At 75.0% G+C, this 16286-nt stretch carries 17 protein-coding genes; 7 read left to right on the top strand and 10 right to left on the bottom strand.

From position 1 onward, the window contains the following. Positions 1-16 precede the first annotated feature (16 nt). Both ACFWBY_RS24310 and ACFWBY_RS24305 read left to right on the top strand, forming a co-directional pair. Positions 17-988: a pseudouridine-5'-phosphate glycosidase gene (locus ACFWBY_RS24310; protein ID WP_385342450.1), complete on the top strand. Its 972-nt coding sequence runs from the start codon at positions 17-19 to the stop codon at positions 986-988. After that, complete coding sequence (locus ACFWBY_RS24305; protein WP_385342449.1) at positions 985-1935, top strand: carbohydrate kinase family protein; 951 nt, start codon at positions 985-987, stop codon at positions 1933-1935. The genes ACFWBY_RS24310 and ACFWBY_RS24305 overlap by 4 nt, the downstream gene beginning before the upstream one ends. Before the next feature lie 32 nt (positions 1936-1967). Here ACFWBY_RS24305 and ACFWBY_RS24300 read toward each other — a convergent pair whose 3' ends face one another. Then, positions 1968-2597 (bottom strand): hypothetical protein, encoded by a 630-nt coding sequence (locus ACFWBY_RS24300; protein ID WP_385342448.1) that lies wholly within the window; start codon positions 2595-2597, stop codon positions 1968-1970. Between the two features lie 171 nt (positions 2598-2768). Then, complete coding sequence (locus tag ACFWBY_RS24295) at positions 2769-3428, bottom strand: uridine kinase (protein ID WP_385342447.1); 660 nt, start codon at positions 3426-3428, stop codon at positions 2769-2771. Positions 3429-3518: 90 nt separating this feature from the next. Here ACFWBY_RS24295 and ACFWBY_RS24290 point away from each other — a divergent pair, with 90 nt between their 5' ends. After that, the gene (locus ACFWBY_RS24290; protein WP_385342445.1) at positions 3519-4964 is read left to right on the top strand and encodes a WGR domain-containing protein; all 1446 of its coding nucleotides are present in this window, start codon (positions 3519-3521) and stop codon (positions 4962-4964) included. Positions 4965-5013: 49 nt separating this feature from the next. Here the strand turns inward: ACFWBY_RS24290 and ACFWBY_RS24285 are convergent, their stop codons facing one another. Next, on the bottom strand, positions 5014-5403 hold the full coding sequence (locus tag ACFWBY_RS24285) for a cupin domain-containing protein (protein WP_385342443.1): 390 nt from the start codon (positions 5401-5403) through the stop codon (positions 5014-5016). Between the two features lie 140 nt (positions 5404-5543). On the opposite strand from ACFWBY_RS24285, the gene ACFWBY_RS24280 reads away from it, so the two are divergent. Continuing rightward, the gene (locus ACFWBY_RS24280) at positions 5544-6239 is read left to right on the top strand and encodes a DUF2293 domain-containing protein (protein WP_385342441.1); all 696 of its coding nucleotides are present in this window, start codon (positions 5544-5546) and stop codon (positions 6237-6239) included. Here the strand turns inward: ACFWBY_RS24280 and ACFWBY_RS24275 are convergent. Next, positions 6232-6948, bottom strand: coding sequence for a chaplin (locus tag ACFWBY_RS24275; protein WP_385342440.1), 717 nt, complete (start codon positions 6946-6948; stop codon positions 6232-6234). The genes ACFWBY_RS24280 and ACFWBY_RS24275 overlap by 8 nt on opposite strands. Before the next feature lie 126 nt (positions 6949-7074). Between ACFWBY_RS24275 and ACFWBY_RS24270 the strand changes: the two genes are divergently transcribed. Then, positions 7075-7245: a hypothetical protein gene (locus ACFWBY_RS24270; RefSeq protein ID WP_385342438.1), complete on the top strand. Its 171-nt coding sequence runs from the start codon at positions 7075-7077 to the stop codon at positions 7243-7245. A 45-nt stretch (positions 7246-7290) separates the two neighbouring features. Here ACFWBY_RS24270 and ACFWBY_RS24265 read toward each other — a convergent pair whose 3' ends face one another. The 3 genes from ACFWBY_RS24265 to ACFWBY_RS24255 form a co-directional block, all read right to left on the bottom strand. After that, positions 7291-8493, bottom strand: a complete 1203-nt coding sequence (locus ACFWBY_RS24265; protein WP_385342436.1) for an SWIM zinc finger family protein — start codon at positions 8491-8493, stop codon at positions 7291-7293. Further along, positions 8490-11432 (bottom strand): DEAD/DEAH box helicase, encoded by a 2943-nt coding sequence (locus ACFWBY_RS24260; RefSeq protein WP_385342434.1) that lies wholly within the window; start codon positions 11430-11432, stop codon positions 8490-8492. The genes ACFWBY_RS24265 and ACFWBY_RS24260 overlap by 4 nt, the downstream gene beginning before the upstream one ends. A 148-nt stretch (positions 11433-11580) precedes the next feature. Continuing rightward, positions 11581-12918 carry a helix-turn-helix domain-containing protein gene (locus tag ACFWBY_RS24255; RefSeq protein ID WP_385409698.1) on the bottom strand — a complete coding sequence of 446 codons (1338 nt, stop codon included), beginning with the start codon at positions 12916-12918 and terminating at the stop codon, positions 11581-11583. 184 nt (positions 12919-13102) lie between these two features. On the opposite strand from ACFWBY_RS24255, the gene ACFWBY_RS24250 reads away from it, so the two are divergent. After that, positions 13103-13717, top strand: a complete 615-nt coding sequence (locus ACFWBY_RS24250) for a hypothetical protein (protein ID WP_385343150.1) — start codon at positions 13103-13105, stop codon at positions 13715-13717. Between the two features lie 87 nt (positions 13718-13804). Then, positions 13805-14065, top strand: coding sequence for a DUF6343 family protein (locus ACFWBY_RS24245; RefSeq protein WP_385343152.1), 261 nt, complete (start codon positions 13805-13807; stop codon positions 14063-14065). A 46-nt stretch (positions 14066-14111) separates the two neighbouring features. Here ACFWBY_RS24245 and ACFWBY_RS24240 read toward each other — a convergent pair whose 3' ends face one another. From ACFWBY_RS24240 to ACFWBY_RS24230, 3 genes are all read right to left on the bottom strand, one after another. After that, positions 14112-14513, bottom strand: a complete 402-nt coding sequence (locus tag ACFWBY_RS24240; RefSeq protein WP_385343155.1) for a tetratricopeptide repeat protein — start codon at positions 14511-14513, stop codon at positions 14112-14114. Between the two features lie 50 nt (positions 14514-14563). After that, a complete protein-coding gene (coaE, locus tag ACFWBY_RS24235) occupies positions 14564-15160 on the bottom strand; it encodes a dephospho-CoA kinase (RefSeq protein ID WP_385343158.1) in 597 nt (198 codons plus the stop codon). Between the two features lie 67 nt (positions 15161-15227). Beyond that, a complete protein-coding gene (locus ACFWBY_RS24230; RefSeq protein ID WP_385343161.1) occupies positions 15228-16166 on the bottom strand; it encodes a PAC2 family protein in 939 nt (312 codons plus the stop codon). Positions 16167-16286: the final 120 nt, after the last annotated feature.

Genomic DNA, 16286 nt, shown 5'->3' with positions numbered 1-16286 from the left:
TGCCAGGGATGGGGACATGTCTCAGCACACAGCATCGGAGCCCACCGTCCCCGCCACCGCGGCCGGCGCCACCACCGCGGTCCCCGTCCTGTCGGACGAGGTACGCGAGGCGCTCGCCCGCGGGCAGCCCGTCGTGGCCCTGGAGTCGACGATCCTCGCGCACGGCCTGCCCCGCCCGCGCAATCTGGCGGTGGGCGGGGAACTGGAGGAGCTGGTCCGGTCGGAGGGGGCGGTTCCGGCGACGATCGCGGTCGTCGACGGGGTGGCGTACGCCGGTCTCGACAAGGCGCGGCTGGAGCGGATCGCGGGTGGCGAGGGAGTGCGCAAGCTCGGCCACCGGGATCTGGCCCCCGCCCTCGCCACGGGCGCGACGGGCGCGACGACGGTGTCCGCGACGGCCTTCCTGGCCGCGCGTGCGGGCCTGCGGGTCTTCGCCACGGGCGGGCTGGGCGGCGTGCACCGGGAGTGGACGCGCTCGCAGGACGAGTCGGCGGACCTGTCGCTGCTGGCGCGGACGCGGATCACGGTGGTGTGCGCGGGGGTGAAGTCGATCCTGGACGTGCCGGCGACGTTGCAGCGGCTGGAGACCCTGGGGGTGGGGGTGCTGGGGTACGGGACGGATCGTTTCCCCGGGTTCTACCTGGCCGATTCCGGCGAGCCGGTGGAGTGGACCGTGGACCGCCCGGAGCAGGTTGCGGCGGTGATGGCCGCCCAGGACGCGCTCGGCGGGCCGCGGTCGGCACTGCTGGTCGCCAATCCGGTCCCGGAAGGGGAGCAGTTGGATCCGGAGCTGCACGACCGGGTACTGGCCGAGGCGCTGTCGCAGTGCCGCGAGCGCGGGATCACGGGTCAGGCGGTGACACCGTTCCTGCTGGGGTTCCTGGTGCGTGCGACGGGCGGCGCCTCGCTGGAGGCGAACCTCGCGGCGGTACGGGGCAACGTGCGCCTCGGGGCCCGGATCGCGCGGGCCTGGGCGGCGCGGCCGTGACCCCGGCGCCCGGCAGCGACGCGGCGTCCGCCCCGGGGGCCCTGCTGGTCATCGGGGACGTGGTGACGGACGTCGTGGCGATCCATGCGCGGCCACTGGCTCCGGCCACCGACACCCCGGCCCGGATCCGGACCCTGCCGGGCGGCGCCGGAGCCAACGCGGCCTGCTGGGCGGCCCGCTCGGGCGCCGCGGAGGTACGCCTCCTCGCGCGGGTCGGCGCCGAATCGGCCCGGTGGCACGAACGGGCGCTGCTCGACGCGGGGGTGCGCCCCCGGCTGGTGATCGATCCGGCCGAGCCGACCGGGACCGTGGTCGCGCTGGTCGGCAAGGACGCGGAGCGCACCTTCCTGACCGACAGCGGGGCCGCGCTGCGCCTCTGCCCCGCCGACTGGGATCCCGCGCTGCTGGACGGGGCCGCTCATCTCCACCTGTCCGGCTACCTGTTCTTCGCCGGGGCCAGCCGGGAACTGGCCCGGGTGGCGCTGCGGGACGCGGGCGCGCGGGGGGTGCCGGTGAGCGTGGATCCGGCTTCGGCCGGCTTCCTGGCCGCGCTGGGCCCGGAGCGCTTCCTGGCCGCCGTGGCGGGGGTCGGCGCGGCGGGGGTCGGCGTGCTCCTGCCGAACGAGGACGAGGCCCTGCTGCTGGCGGGTCTGACGAGGGAGGCCGGCCCCGCCGGGGTGGCCCGGGCCGCGGCGGAGCTGAGCCGGCGGGTTCCGCTGGTGGTGGTCACCCTGGGCGCGGCCGGAGCGCTGGTCGCCGAAGACGGCCGGGTGACGGCCGAGGTGGCCGCGCAGACGGCCGAGGCGGTGGACTCCACGGGTGCGGGGGACGCCTTCACCGGCGGGTTCCTCGCCGCCCGGCTGGCCGGCGCGGGTACGGCGCGGGCCGCCGGGGCCGGGTGCCGGGCGGCGGCGCTGGCGGTGACCCGGCTGGGCGGGCGGCCGTAGGGGGACCGTACGGTCGTGGACCGAGGCGTTCCTTACGAGGTGTACTGCTGGTCGAGCGAGTCGATGACGCCCGCGCCGTCCAGGTGGTAGCGGAAGACGCGACCCTGGTCGGGATGGGCGATCAGCCAGTCGGTGAGCTGCTGGAGCGTGATCGGCCGGCTCACCGTGCTCGCGACGACCGGGGTGACGGCCGTGATCTTGGCGTCCTCGGCGATGTTGAGGAAGGTCTCCTTGCCGACCGTCTCGAAGGGGGCGGCGTCCGCGCCCGGCGCGGCGCAGCCCCAGTTGCCGTGCTTGACGACGAGGCTGTGCGCGCCTCCTTCGGGGGTGTAGCGGTTGACGGCGATCTCGTCGGGCGAGATCGGCATCTTGTGGTCGCAGGTGGAACCGGGCGCGGGCGTCTTGGCCCTGCCCGTCGGGGTGGCGGCGGGGGTCGGCTCCTGCGCGGGCTTCGAGGGGGCCGGAGCGGCCGAGGGCGTGGCGGAGGGCGTGGCCGTGGCAGGCGCGCCGGTGGTGGGGCTCGCACCGGCGGCTCCCGCCCCGGTGTCCTCGTCGCCGCCGCAGCCGGTGAGGGCCAGCGTCCCGCACAGGGCGAGCGCGGCCAGCGCCGCCCGGCCGCGCGTCCGTCTCCCGGCCCGAACCCGTACGCCCTGTCCGCGCATTGCCGTCTCCCTCTGCCAAGGCGCCACCGGGTGGCCGCCGTCGAAGCGTGCCGTCAACGTAGCGCTCGGTATCGGCCAGGGCGATGGCCGGAACCGTTCGTCACCGTGCCGGGATCCCCTTGTTGCGGTGCGCGGACCTCCGTGACGGGCCTGGGGTGCGAGGTCCCTGTGTCAGCCGTGTCGGCGTTCGCGCAGGCCCGTCCAGGCGGGGTGGCGGGGGTCGTCGGCCCGGACCAGCACGTCGGCCAGGTCCGCCGGGCCGGTCTCGGCCTCGTAGCGCTCGAAGGCGGGCAGGGTCCAGCGGGCGGACTCCTCGGTCCGGCGGGCGAGCGCCCCGCGGGAGAGGCTGATGTGGACGCTGAGGTCGAAGGGGAACCAGTGGCCCAGGAGTAGCGGGCCGTGCACGATCAGCACGCCGCCCGGCGGGAGTTCGGCATAGGCGCTGCGGGTCGCCCGGTCGGTCACGGGGTCCCAGAGGTCCGGCAGCACCCGGCCGGTGCCGCCCGGGTCGGTCGGACCGAAGACCTCGCGCCAGAGCGCGGCCGTGTCGTACCAGGAGCCGAGGTAGGAGTCCACGTCCTCGCGCCCGAACTCGAAGCGCAGGGAGGCCGGTCGCAGGAAGTCCTCGGCCGCCACCACCAGGACCGGGCGGCCGCGCGGACGCAGCGCGTCGGCGAGTTCGCCGGCGAGCACGCCCGTGAGGGCGGCGGGCGCACCGTCGATGCCCACCCGCCGCCAGGCGGCCGCCCCTTCGTCGTCGGGCGGTCCGTCGTCGAGGTGACCGGCGAGCCGCTCGGCCATCCGCTGCCATGTGATCGCTTCCAGCTGCACGAGCCCATTGTCAGTGGTGGCACCTAACGTTTTTCACGAGGGATCACCGGCGCACAGGGCCGGCGGCCCGGCCTTGGGGAGGGGTCTGTCATGGCTCGGGAGACGACGTATCTGGAGCTGTCGCAGGACGACGGCGGTGCCCACAAGTTCTACGAGGTGACCGTCGACGGCACCGCCGTCTCGGTGCGGTACGGGCGCATCGGTGCGGACGGGCAGCTGCAGAACTCCTCGTTCCCCACGGTCGAGAAGGCCCGCGCGGCCGCCGCGAAGAAGGTCGGGGAGAAGGTCCGCAAGGGCTACGCCCCGGCGGTACGCGGCGTCCGCGCGGCCCGGTCGGTGACGCGCCGACAGGTGACGGCCACGCCTTCGACGGCGCGCACGGCCGCCCCGGTCCTGTGGCGGTTCCGTACGGGTTCGTCGGCCTTCGGGATCCATGTGGACGAGGACCGCTGCTGGGTCGGCAACCAGGCCGGCGACGTCTACACGCTGAGCCACGGCGGTGAGGTGCTGGCCCGCTATTCGCTGCCGGACGGGGTGAAATGCCTGGTGGCGGACGAGTTCTGGATATACGCGGGCTGTGACGACGGCACGGTGTACGACCTGTCGTCGAAGGTGCCGTTCGGGGCGTACGACATCGCGGCCGATGTGGACATCTTCTGGCTCGACATCCACGAGGGCGTACTGAACGTGTCCGACCGCGACGGCGGGCTGACCGTGATCGACCACGAGGACGAGTTCCAGTGGTCCCGGCGCTCCGAGGGCTCCAACGCCTGGATGGTGCGGGCGGACGAGCGGGGCGTCTACCACGGCCACAGCAAGGGCGTGACGGCCTACGCCCCGGACGGCGGGCGGCAGTTGTGGCACACGCCGACCAACGGCTCGGTGCTGTTCGGGTGGCAGGAGGACGACTCGGTGTACGCGGGGACCGGCCGCAACACCGTGCAGCGGCTGTCGAAGGCGACGGGCGCGGTGCAGGCCTCGTACCGGTGCGACGCGGCCGTGTACTCGTGCGCGACGTCGCCGGACGGGCGGCACGTCTTCGCCGGTGACCTCGCGTCCTCGGTGTACTGCTTCGACGCCGACGGTCGACGGCTGTGGAAACTGGGAACCGGCAGCGGGGCGGCGCTGTCCATGCAGTACCTGGACGAGCGGCTGTACCTGGTGACCACCGACGGGTCGCTGGTGTGCGTGGACGCGAGCGAGGCGGCGATCGCCTCGGCCCGGGAGGGGTCGGTGCCGACGGCCGTCGATGTGAAGTCGGCGGCAGCCCTGCCCGTTTACACCCCGGCGGCGACGCCCGCAGCGGTGGCGACGGTGTCGGTGGCCTCGGTGCCCGCGGGCGGCGTGGTCGTGGAATGCGTCCAGCAGGGCGGCCGGATGCGGGTCCAGGTGGTGTCGGGCGGTTTCGAGCCCTCCTGGAACGTGCAGTTCCCGCGCGGCATACGGGAGGCCGGTGCCCGGTACGTCGTGGACGGACTGCACGCGGCGTCCGGCGGCTTCTACCGCGTGCGCGGGGAGATACGCCGTCTGGTCTGACCCGGTGCGCGATGGACGGGCCCCGTCGTGTTCCGCGCGGCGGGCCGGCTCACCCGGTACGCGGGGGGCAGGCGCACGGCGTGGCCCCGGGCGGTGCCTCGGCGGGCAGCGCGAAGGGGTCGCCCTCGGCGAGGGCGGCGGTCACGTGGAGCACGACGGGCTGCTTGCCGAAGTTGCGTCCGAGGTGGACGTGCCGGATGCCGGCCGGTTCGACGAAACCGGCTCCGACGTGGTGTACCTCGACCGTGCCGTCGTGCAGGATCCGGGTCAGCGTGCCGGACTTGACCACCGCTATCAGCGGGACGCGGTGGTAGTGCCAGCCGGTGCATCCGCCCGGCTCTATGGTGATCTCTCTCGCCACGAGATCGGAGGCGGCCTCCGTCTTGGGGCGCCGTGCCGTCGCCTGGGGGCGCCGCGCCGTCGCCTGCCTTCCAGCCATGTCTTCCTCCTCGATGGGCCCGCCTCGGCCCACCCTGCTCAAGGTAGGAGGACATCACGATGCCGGGGAAGACTCTGTGAAAGGGCAACTACCCATTCGTACAAGGTGATATACGGCCAAGACAGCGGTATCACATCGACATGAGCCTGGTCGTTTTCGAGTCGACGAAGCAGATCCACTGCGCGCAGTGCAGGCGGGGACCGCTACGGCACCTCGTCCGCGAGGCCGGCGTGCCCCGCTGCCTCGACTGCGCAGACCTCGGACACCTCGTGTACCTGCCGCGCGGCGACACGGCACTCACCCGTCGTGCCCACGAGGCCAGTTCGCTCTCCGCCGTGGTCCTCCGCTTCCACAAACGCCGCCGCCGCTACGAACGCCTGGGGCTCTTCGTCGAGGACGCCGCCCTCGCCCGCGCGGAGCGCGCCTGCCTCGCGGACGCCGAGGCGCGGGCGCGGCGCCGGGAGCGCGACCGGCTGCGCCGCGCGGCCGAGGACACCCGGTTCACGGCGGCCTTCGCCGCCGAGATCCTGCGGCTGTTCCCCGGGTGCCCCGCCGAGCGGGCGGGGGCCATCGCCGCGCACGCATCGGTGCGCGGCAGCGGCCGGGTGGGGCGCAGCGCGGCCGGCCGGGCCCTCGACGAGCCGGCGGTGTCGGCCGCGGTACGGGCGGCCGTGCGTCACCTCGACACCGAGTACGACGCCCTGCTGATGGCGGGGGTCCCCCGCTTCGCCGCCCGGGCCCGGCTGCGGCCGCGCATCGACGCGGTCCTGGACGGCTGGCGGACGGCCGACGCGGCGCGGTCCCTGCCGTCCGGCGTTTCCCGGGCCGCTAGTTGAGCCGGAAGCGGCGGTAGAGCAGCACGCCGCCGAGCAGCAGCGCTCCGCCGCCGGGGAGCAGGTAGCCGACGCCGTCGGCCCCGGTGTGGGCGAGCGACGGACCTCGCGACGGGTCTTGCGACAGGCCTCGCGACGGAGGAGGAGGCGGGGTGACGGGGCGCACCGTGACGGGCGGCTGTACGGGCTCGGAGCCGCCGGGGGTTCCGCCGTTGACGGAGGTGTTGCCGGTGGAGGAGTTGCCCACGCCGACCACGCTCACCGCGTTCCCGCTGATGTTCAGGGGGATGTCGACCGGGAGTTGGAGCCCGTTGCCGGACAACAGCCCCGGCGAATCCTTTCCGCTCCCGTGTGCCACCGCTCCCCCGCCGTTCCCCGCACCGTTTCCGGCGCCCTGTTTCGAGGACCGGGACGACGGATGGGAGGGCCGCGGCCCCGGCTCACCGGGACGACCGCCGTCCGGGGCCTCGTTGGCGCACCGGTTCCCGGCGGCCGAGTTGAGCACGCCGACCACGCTCACGGTGTTCCCGCACACGTTCAGCGGCGTGTTCACCGGCAGCTGCACGAGGTTCCCCGACAGCAGCCCCGGCGAACGCTCGGCCCGCCCGGCCGCGTCCGCGTCGGCGTGGGCGAGGCCGCCCACTCCCGCGACCGCCAGTCCACCCCCCGCGACCACCGCCGCGATCAAGCCATTCCGACGACTGTGACGCATCAGCTTTCCTGCCTTCCGAGGAGTCCACGGGTGTTCCACCCGCACCGGAGACAACGCGCTGGACCCGTTCGGGTTATAGAGCCGGTAGGCATTTCACTCCATCGTGTACTGGGTAATCCCTACTTCATGACTCGCCCGCTGCTCCTCCTCGGCGTGGACGGCTCCGTCAATCCCTTCCGGTCCCGCCTCGCGGGTCTGCGCGGATACACCGGCCGCCGGATGTGGCCCGCGGTATGGCTGTCCTGCCGCGCGCCGGATTCCCGCAGCGCCCGGCGCGGCCTGCGGGTGCGCCTGTAACCGGCGCACGGCGCCCGCCTGCCGGCCCTGCCCCCGCGGCCGGGCTCAGCGCAGAAGGGCGGTGACCGGGTCCGGGGAGGGGCTGCCCGTGGGCCACCAGTCGTCGTCGCCCAGGCGGTTCTCGTAGGCGTACCAGAGGGCGTCACGGCCGAGTCGGAGCTGGCGGGAGGAGCCCGTGAGGCGGTTGCGGTCGGGGCGGAACGTGCCCTGGGCGGCGGCTATGAGCGCCGGGCGGGCCCGGTCGAAGGGGCCCGCCGGCGGGTCCCACGGCTCTTCGAGGGCGAGCAGCGCGGGCAGGGCGCCCTGCCTCCAGGCGGCCGCGCCCCGGGCTAGGTCGGTCGTACTGCGGCCCGTGGCGTGCGCCAGCTCCCGGTAGAGGGCGCGGGCCGCGCCGGTGAGCCCGGCCGTGGGATGCGCCGAGGCGAGCCGGACGGCGTCCTGCCAGCGGGTCAGCCCGGCCATGGGATCCTCGCCGGTGGTCAGCAGGGCCAGGGCGCGGGCGGCGGCGTCCGCGGCGAGCTGGTCCAGGGCCAGCGGGTCCGGGGCGGCGGGGTCGGACGGATAGGCGGGCGGCACACCGACGGCTGCGGGCGCCGCGAGCGCGGCGGGCAGAGGCGGCAGGACGGCGCGGCCGAGCGCCTCGCGGGCCGGCACACCGGGAAAGTCAGGGGCCGTGTCGGGCTGTTCGCGCGCCGCGTGGGCGGCGTTGCGGCGGGTGAGCTCCTCCAGCAGCTCCCGCTCGCCGCGCCCCCGCAGGAGCAGCAGGACGAAGGGGTCGCCGTCCAGGAGCCGGGCCGCGCGGTAGCAGAGGGCCGCGGCGTGCTTGCACGGCGGGCGACCGACGTCCGGGCAGGAGCAGTGCGCCCCGAGCTCGCCCGCGCCGGGCAGGACGGTCTGCGCCAGGGACTGCGGCACCTCCCGCTCCAGCAGCGCCGCGAGCGCCGTCGGATCGGCCGCGACGGCCTCCAGGAGCTCGCGCCACTCGGCGTCCGCGAAGACGCGCAGGGACAGCTCGGTACGGTACGGGCGTGGTCGGCTGCCCCGTACGTAGGCCACGATCCGGCCCGGCGTGACGGTGACGGCGTCGACGTGCCCCTCGGCGGCATACGTCCGCCCCCGGGCCAGACGGGCTCCGTCGCCCGCCGCCTCGAGGGCCGACACCCAGGCCCGGCCCCACCAGCTGACGGCCTCCACCCCGGGCGGCACGGCCTCGAAGGTGCGGCGGCGGTCGTCGCGTGCGGTGATCACGCGGGCCTGCGCAGGGAGACGAGGTCGGCCAGCTCGCGGTCGGTCAGCTCGGTCAGCGCCGCCTCGCCGGAGCCGAGCACGGCATCGGCCAGCGCCCGCTTCGCCTCCAGCATCTCGGCGATCCGGTCCTCCACGGTGCCCTCCGCGATGATGCGGTGCACCTGGACGGGCTGGGTCTGGCCGATGCGGTAGGCCCGGTCGGTGGCCTGTTCCTCGACGGCCGGGTTCCACCAGCGGTCGTAGTGGATGACGTGGGCCGCCCGGGTGAGGTTGAGACCGGTGCCCGCGGCCTTGAGGGAGAGCAGGAAGACGGGGACCTCGCCGGCCTGGAAACGGTCCACGAGCTCCTCGCGACGGGCCACGGGGGTACCGCCGTGCAGCAGTTGGTGGGAGATGCCGCGCGCCGTCAGGTGCCGTTCGATGATGCGGGCCATCGTCACGTACTGGGTGAAGACCAGCACCGAGCCGCCCTCGGCCAGGATCGTGTCGAGCAGCTCGTCCAGCAGGGCCAGCTTCCCGGAGCGGTGCGCGATCCGGGGAGGACCCTCCCTCCGGGTGTGCTCTTTCGGGCTCAGGCTGTGTTCTTTCAGGCTGTACTCATTCAGGCTGAGCTCCTTCAGATACTGCGCCGGGTGGTTGCAGATCTGCTTGAGCGAGGCGAGGAGCTTCATGATCATGCCGCGGCGCTCGATGCCCTCGCTCTCACTGATCACGGCCATCGCCTCGTCGACCGCCGCCTGGTAGAGCGAGGCCTGTTCGCGGGTGAGCGACACCGGGTGGTCGGTCTCCGTCTTGGGCGGCAGCTCGGGCGCGATCCCGGGATCGGACTTCTTGCGCCGCAGCAGGAACGGGCGGACCAGCGCGGCCAGCCGGGCGACCGCCGCCTCGTTGCCGCCGTCCTCCTCCGTCTGGTGCTCCACGGGCCGGGCGTGGCGGGCCCGGAACGCGGTGAGCGGGCCGAGCAGTCCCGGTGTGGTCCAGTCGAGGAGCGCCCACAGTTCGGAGAGGTTGTTCTCCACGGGGGTGCCGGTCAGCGCCACCCGTGCGGGCGCCGGGATGGTGCGCAGTGCCTTCGCCGTCGCCGAGTGCGGGTTCTTGACGTGCTGGGCCTCATCGGCGACGACCATGCCCCAGGGCTGTTCGGCCAGCCGGGCCGCTCCCGCGCGCATCGTCCCGTAGGTGGTGAGGACGAAGCCCCCGTCGAGACCTTCGAGGCTGCGGCCGGCCCCGTGGAAGCGGCGCACGGGCGTGCCGGGGGCGAACCTCTCGATCTCCCGCTGCCAGTTGCCGAGCAGTGAGGCGGGGCAGACCACCAGCGTCGGCTCGGGACGGGCGCGGTGCAGGTGGAGGGCGATCAGCGTGACCGTCTTGCCCAGCCCCATGTCGTCGGCGAGGCAGCCTCCGAGGCCGAGCGAGGTCATCAGGTCCAGCCAGGCCAGTCCACGCGCCTGGTAGTCGCGCAGGGTGGCCTTGAGCCCGGCGGGCTGGGGCAGCGGGGCGAGCTCCCCGGTCAGCCGGTCCCGCAGCGCGGCGAGCGCCCCGACGGGGACCGCCGCCACCGGCTCCCCCTCGACCTCGGTCGTCCCCGACAGGACGGCGGCCAGCGCGTCCACCGGATCCAGCAGACCCAGCTCGCGCTTGCGCGCCTTGCGCACGAGCTCCGGATCGACCCGCACCCACTGGTCGCGCAGCCGCACGACGGGCCGGTGGGCCTGCGCGAGTGCGTCCATCTCCCCGGGAGTGAGCCGGTCGCCGCCGAGCGCCAGCTCCCAGGAGAAGGCGAAGAGGTGATCGGCGTCGAAGAAGGCGGTGCCGTCGGTGGCGGAGCCCGGCGCGGTGGACCGTACGACGGCGGTCGCCGACAGCGTACGGGCCAGCTCGCGCGGCCAGTGGACGGGGACTCCGGCCGCCGCCAGCCCGGTCGCGGCGCGGCCGAGGAGGTCTTCGAGCTCGGGATCGGAAAGGGCCAGGACATCGGGTACGGGCTGGTCCAGCAGGCGCAGCAGCGGCGGCCAGACCCGGGCCGCCCGGCGCAGCGCGAGCACGGCGTCGATCCGGGCTCGGGGTCCGAAGCCGGCTGCGGCGGCGCCCGCCCAGAGCACGGAGGCGTCCGTGACCAGGGTCGGGTCGGCGAGGCTGTGCACCTGGACGACGGCGGCCCCGGCGCGGCGCATGTCTTCCCCGTGTCCCGCCTCGCCCTCGGCCTCGTCGAAGAGGCGGAAGGCGGACAGGTCGAGCCGCAGTGAGATCCCGACTCCGGTGTCCGCGCCGGAGGCGACCTGCGCCACCCAGTCCCCCATGTCGGGGACGTGCTGCGGCTCCCGGGCGGCGAACGGCCGGCCCGCGGCGAAGGGCGCGGCCGGGGTGCGGGGCAGGCTGTCGGCGACGGCGTCGAGGAACGCCCGGACCAGCGCCGCCGGTTCGGGCAGCTGGAGCGGGCGGCGCCCGGCGAGGGGCGTGGCGTACCCCTCGTGGGGCAGCGCGGCGGCGACCGCGCGCAGGTGCCCGATGTCCTCGGCGTCGAGTGGCCCGGCCCGCCAGGCGTCGATCCCCTCGGGGGTCAGGCCGGGCAGCAGGCGGCCCCGGGCCACGAGGGTGAGCGCCTGGACGGCGGCGGTCCCCCAGGCGCGGGTCGCCGGATGCGCGGCGGGGCTGCGGACCGCGCGGACGAGCAGGGGCAGGGCGGCGGTCACCGTGAGGGTGACGGCGGGTACGGTCCGGCTGCGGATCCCCTCGCCGTGCGGGCGGACGACCGTGAGCGGGGCCGGGGTGCCACCACGGCCGCCCCCCTCTCCGTCTCCGCTCCCGTCTCCGGTGGGCAGTAGGTCGCCGTCCGGGGCCCAGAAGGCGATGCGGCTCTCGCGGGGGACGGCGGCGGGCAGGAACACGGCGGCATGGCGGAGCAGCGCGGACGGCCTCGCCGGTGCTTGCCGCGTCATCGTGTCCCCCTCTCGCCGTCGGCCGGTCGGACGGATCCCGTCTGCCGCCGAGTCTAGGCGCGGCCACTGACAATCCCGCTGGCCTGCGCTTTCGTCCTAGTCCCGGGGCCGGCAGCACCGCGCGGCCGGCTGGGCGCGGACCGGGTGTTCAGCGGCCCCAGCGGCCCTGTTCGTACGCGAAGCCGTAGTCCGGCCGGTCCGGGCCGGCCGCGGAAACACGCCACGGGCGGCCGTCCTCGTCGACGCGGAGGGTGCCGGAACCCGTGGAGGAGGTCCATCGCAGGTCCAGGTACCAGTCGCAGTCGCAGCCGGTGGTGGTCGTCTCCACGCGCAGGACGGCCGGCTCGGCGGCCGAGACCCGGAGCGGGAAGGCGGGAGCCCCGATGGCCTCCCCCGCGTCGTTTCCGGCCACGGCCCTGGCCAGCGGGCGGGGGGCGTCCAGGTCGACCGCGAAGCCGGCCGGGGTGAGCGCCCCGCCGCAGCCCTGCGACATCCGGTACACGTTCCACGGCAGCGGGGCCCGCCGCGCGGCCACCCGTACCTGGAGGTCCTGAAGGACCACGGGATCCGGCCCCGTGCCGTGCAGGGTCACCTCGACGATCTGCGTCCCCGCGTGCACGGCCCCGCGGGCCGCCGCCCATCCGGGGGCGTCCGCCTCCACCGGCGGCGGGGGCACTGCCGAGGGGCCCGGTTCGGCGAGGTACGCGTGGTCGCAGCCGGACGCCCACACGTGCGACCGTACGGCCGCGCGCAGCGGCGGCGCCTGCACCGTCGGCGGGGCCCCGGAGCCTGGAGCGGTCGCGGCCGCGGTGGCTGTCGCGGTCGGCCCGGCCTGCGCGGGCCGCGGGTCCGGGCCCGGCCGGTCCGTCTGACCAGTCACCGTCAGAGCCACGGCTACCGCCGCGAGCGCCGCCGCCCCGGCGGCGACCGCCACCGCGGCCAGGAACCGGCGCCCGGGCCGCCGGCCGGGCAACGTCGGCCCGGCGGGTCCGGCGGGTCCGGCGGGTTCAACCGGTCCGGCGGGTTCAACCGGTCCGGCGGGTCCGGCCGGGACCACCGGCGCGGCGGCCACCACCGGCGCGCCCGCCGCCACGGGCGGCGCCTCCCGAGCCACCCGCCCCTCCCGTAACACCGGCACCTCCCGCACAACCGGCGCCACCATCACAACCGGCGCCTCCCGTGTCGGCGGCCCCACCAGCCCCTCCGGCTCACCCCGTGCCGCGGCCCTTCGCCTGGCGTCCGCGAGCAGCCACGCCCGGTGCAGGTCCAGTGCCTCCCCCCGCGTGGCCCCGCAGGCCCGCGCGAAGCGGTCCACCGCCGCGAACTCCACGGGCACCGCGTCTCCATTGCAGTAGCGGTGCAGGGTCGAGGTGCTCGTGTGGAGCCGCCTCGCGAGCACCCCGTAGCTCAGCCCGGACCGGTCCTTCAGGTCCCGCATCAGCCGTGCGAACGCCTCCGCCTCGGCCGGTCGCTCCGCCTCACCCACGATGTCCCCCGTCCCGCGACGTCCCGCGACCCCGTTCCATGCAGGGGGTGTTCCCCCAGGTGACGGCACGTACGGCCGTTCCAGTGTCCCGGTTCATCCACAAACCGTCGCCCGACGCCCCAAGCCGGGTAGAGGCTCTTCGCGGACACCACCGCACCGACAGCCGATACGGGGAGAACCGACCATGTTCCGACGCACCACCCGGGCCACCGCAGTCCTCGCGACAGTGGCTGCGGCCGCCGCCCTCGCCCTCACCTCTTCCACCACGGCCGCGGCCGCCACCGCGCCCGGGTTCATCGGCGGCGCCGACCTGCCCCCGCACCCGGGCTCGCCCTGGTTCGCCGGCAAGGTCACCAAGGGGCTGCCCGAGTCCCCGCCGTTCTGCCTGGACGGCGCGCTCCCGGCGGCCGGGAGCTGGCACCGCACGTTCGGCACCGAGTTCGACACGGGCGCGGTCCAGGTCTCCGTCCGCGCCTCCTCCACCGGCGCCGCCGCCGCGCTCGCCGCCTCCCTGGAGCGGAAGGTGGCCGCCTGCGCGGCCGACTGGCTGCGGACGACCCCGGGCGGGACGGCCTCCTGGCAGGACTACGGGAAGCTCACCGTCGAGGAGGGCGCGCACGTCTACGGGGTACACACCTCGGCCCCGGAATCCGAGCCCGGCGCGCACCTCTACGGGATCGGCCGCGACGGCGCCACCGTGACGGTCGTGAAGTGGGGGCAGATGGGGAACCTCTCCGACGCGCCCGTCCCGGCCTTCAAGAAGACGACGACCACGGCCGTGAACAAGCTCAGCCCCTGAGACGGCGCGCGCCTGACGCGGCGCGCCCCCGGTGGGACCATGGAAGGAGGCCGGGCGAAGCGCAACGACCACGTCGAGGCGGTGTCCATGCGAACAGGCAGCGAACCGGTGACCGCCCGCAGTGCACTGCGGCTGCGGTTCTGGCTGAGCTTGTGGGGGCTGATCTGGGCCGGCGGCGGGGCGGCGGCGTTCGCGTTGGCCGCCCGCCCCGGCTGGGCGGCGGCGTGCGCCGCCGTCGCCGTGATCGCCGCGGTGGACCTGGCCGTCGTCGTGCGCCACATCCACCAGGGCCCGCACTACCAGCCCGGCCGGGACATCCCACCGTACGAACCCCCGCGCGGGCGGTAGCAGGCAGCGGCGGGCCGAGGGGCTTCACAAGGGCTCCCGGACGGGGCTACTCCTCGAAGCGGGCGGCCGCCAGGTAGTCCGGCCGGGGATCGAGCGCGGCCGCCAGCCTGAAGTGCTTGCGGGCCTGCTCGGGACGGCCGGAGCGCTCGTGGGTCCGGGCCAGCGCGAAGTGGGCGAAGGCGTTGTCCGGCTCCCGCTCCAGCACCAGCTCGAACTCCAGCTCCGCCGGCCTGAGTTGGGCGGCGGCGAAAAAGGCCCGGGCGCGCAGCAGCCGGGCCGCGGTGTTCTCCGGGTGGGCGGCTATCACCGAGTCGAGCAGTTTCACCGCACCGCGCGGGTCGCGCGCGGCGAGCAGCCGCTCGGCGGCCCGGTAGTCGATGACGTGTGTCGCGGGAGACGGCGACGAGGACGGCGGGGGCGACGGGAGCTGCGGCGTGGTGTCGGACACGGTCTTGTCCTTCCCGCTCGGGGAGCGTTCAACGCCCCACGGCCCCTCCGCTATCGCGCCCGCGCCGTGAGGTCGTCCCACACCTTGCGCACCTGCGGCTCCAGCGCCTCCAGCGGCCCGTCGTTGTCGATCACGAGCGTGGCCACGGCGAGCCGCTGCTCCCGCGTGGCCTGCGCGGCCATCCGGGCCCGCGCCTCCCCTTCGTCCATGCCGCGCAGCGCGGTGAGCCGGGCCAGCTGGGTTTCGGGGGCGGCGTCCACGACGACGACCAGGTCGTACAGCGGCGCGAGCCCGTTCTCGGCCAGCAGCGGTACGTCGTGCACCACGATGGCGTCGGGTCCCGCGGCGGCTTCCAGCTCGGCGGACCTGGCCCCGACGAGCGGGTGCACGATCCCGTTGAGGATCCGCAGCTCGGCCGGGTCGGCGAACACGACCGATCCCAGCTTCGGCCGGTCCAGCTCGCCCGCGGGGGTCAGCACGGATTCCCCGAAGGCCGCCACGACGGCCGCGAGCCCGGGCGTGCCCGGCTCCACGACCTCGCGGGCGATCCGGTCGGCGTCCACGACGACCGCCCCGTACCCCGCCAGCAGCCGCGAGACCTCGCTCTTGCCGGCGCCGATTCCGCCTGTCAGGCCAACTTTCAACATGCCCGGCAGACTAACCTCCGCGCCCCGGGCCCCGTACAGCCCCCTGCCGGGGACGGGGCCCGAGGGCTCAGCCCTCGCCCTCGCGCTCCGCGAGGAACCGCTCGAACTCGCGCCCGATCTCGTCCGCCGACGGGATCTCGGCGGGCTCGGCGATCATGTTGCCCCGGGTCTCGGCGCCGGCCGCCGCGTCGTACTGGTGCTCCAGTCCCTGGACGAGGCTGACCAGCTCCTCGTCGCCTTCGCGGATCTGCCGGTCGATCTCCGTCTGGGTGCGGTGCGCCTCGGTGCGCAGCGCGTGCGCGACCGCGGGCAGGACCAGGCCGGTCGCGGCCGTGATCGCCTCCAGGACCGTCAGCGCGGCGTCCGGGTACGGCGAGCGCGCCACGTAGTGCGGTACGTGGGCGGCGACGCCCAGCACGTCGTGCCCGGCCTGGCCGAGGCGGAACTCCACCAGCGACTCGGCGCTGCCCGGCACCTGCGCCTCGTCGAACGGGCTGCGGTGGCCCGGCATGAGGTCGGTCCGGTTGCCGTGCGGGGTGATCCCGACGGGCCGGGTGTGCGGGACGCCCATGGGGATGCCGTGGAAGTTGACGGAGAGCCGGACGCCGAGGCGCTCGACGATCTGCCGGACGGCGACGGCGAAGCGTTCCCACTCCACGTCCGGCTCGGGGCCGGACAGCAGCAGGAAGGGCGCGCCCGTGGCGTCCTGGACCAGGCGGACCTCCAGGAGGGGCTCCTCGAACTCCGCCCAGTGGTCGCGCTGGAAGGTCAGCAGCGGGCGGCGTGCCCGGTAGTCGACCAGCCGGTCCGCGTCGAAACGGGCCACGACCTGGTGGGGCAGCGTGTCGAGCAGCCGCTCGACGATCTGCTCACCGGCCTCGCCGGCGTCGATGTACCCCTCGAAGTGGTAGAGCATGACCAGGCCGGCCGAGTCCTGGGCGAGCGCCAGGTCGGCCACCGCCAGGCCCTTGGCGTCCCATTCGTACAAACCTTGTGGATCAAGCACCGTCACCACTCCTCCTCGCCTCGTTCTCTGCGAAGAACGTCCAAGGAGCCGTGACCATTCCCCAGTTGGCGGTATTCACCGCGACCCGTGCGAACCGCGCGATCTTCGCGACCGGCCCGG

It is taken from the genome of Streptomyces sp. NPDC060049, from assembly GCF_042736715.1.
In the GTDB taxonomy this organism is placed as follows: Bacteria; Actinomycetota; Actinomycetes; order Streptomycetales; family Streptomycetaceae; genus Streptomyces.
The sequence above is the reverse complement of the archived record's forward strand: the minus strand, read 5'-3'. Positions and strand labels throughout refer to the sequence as shown.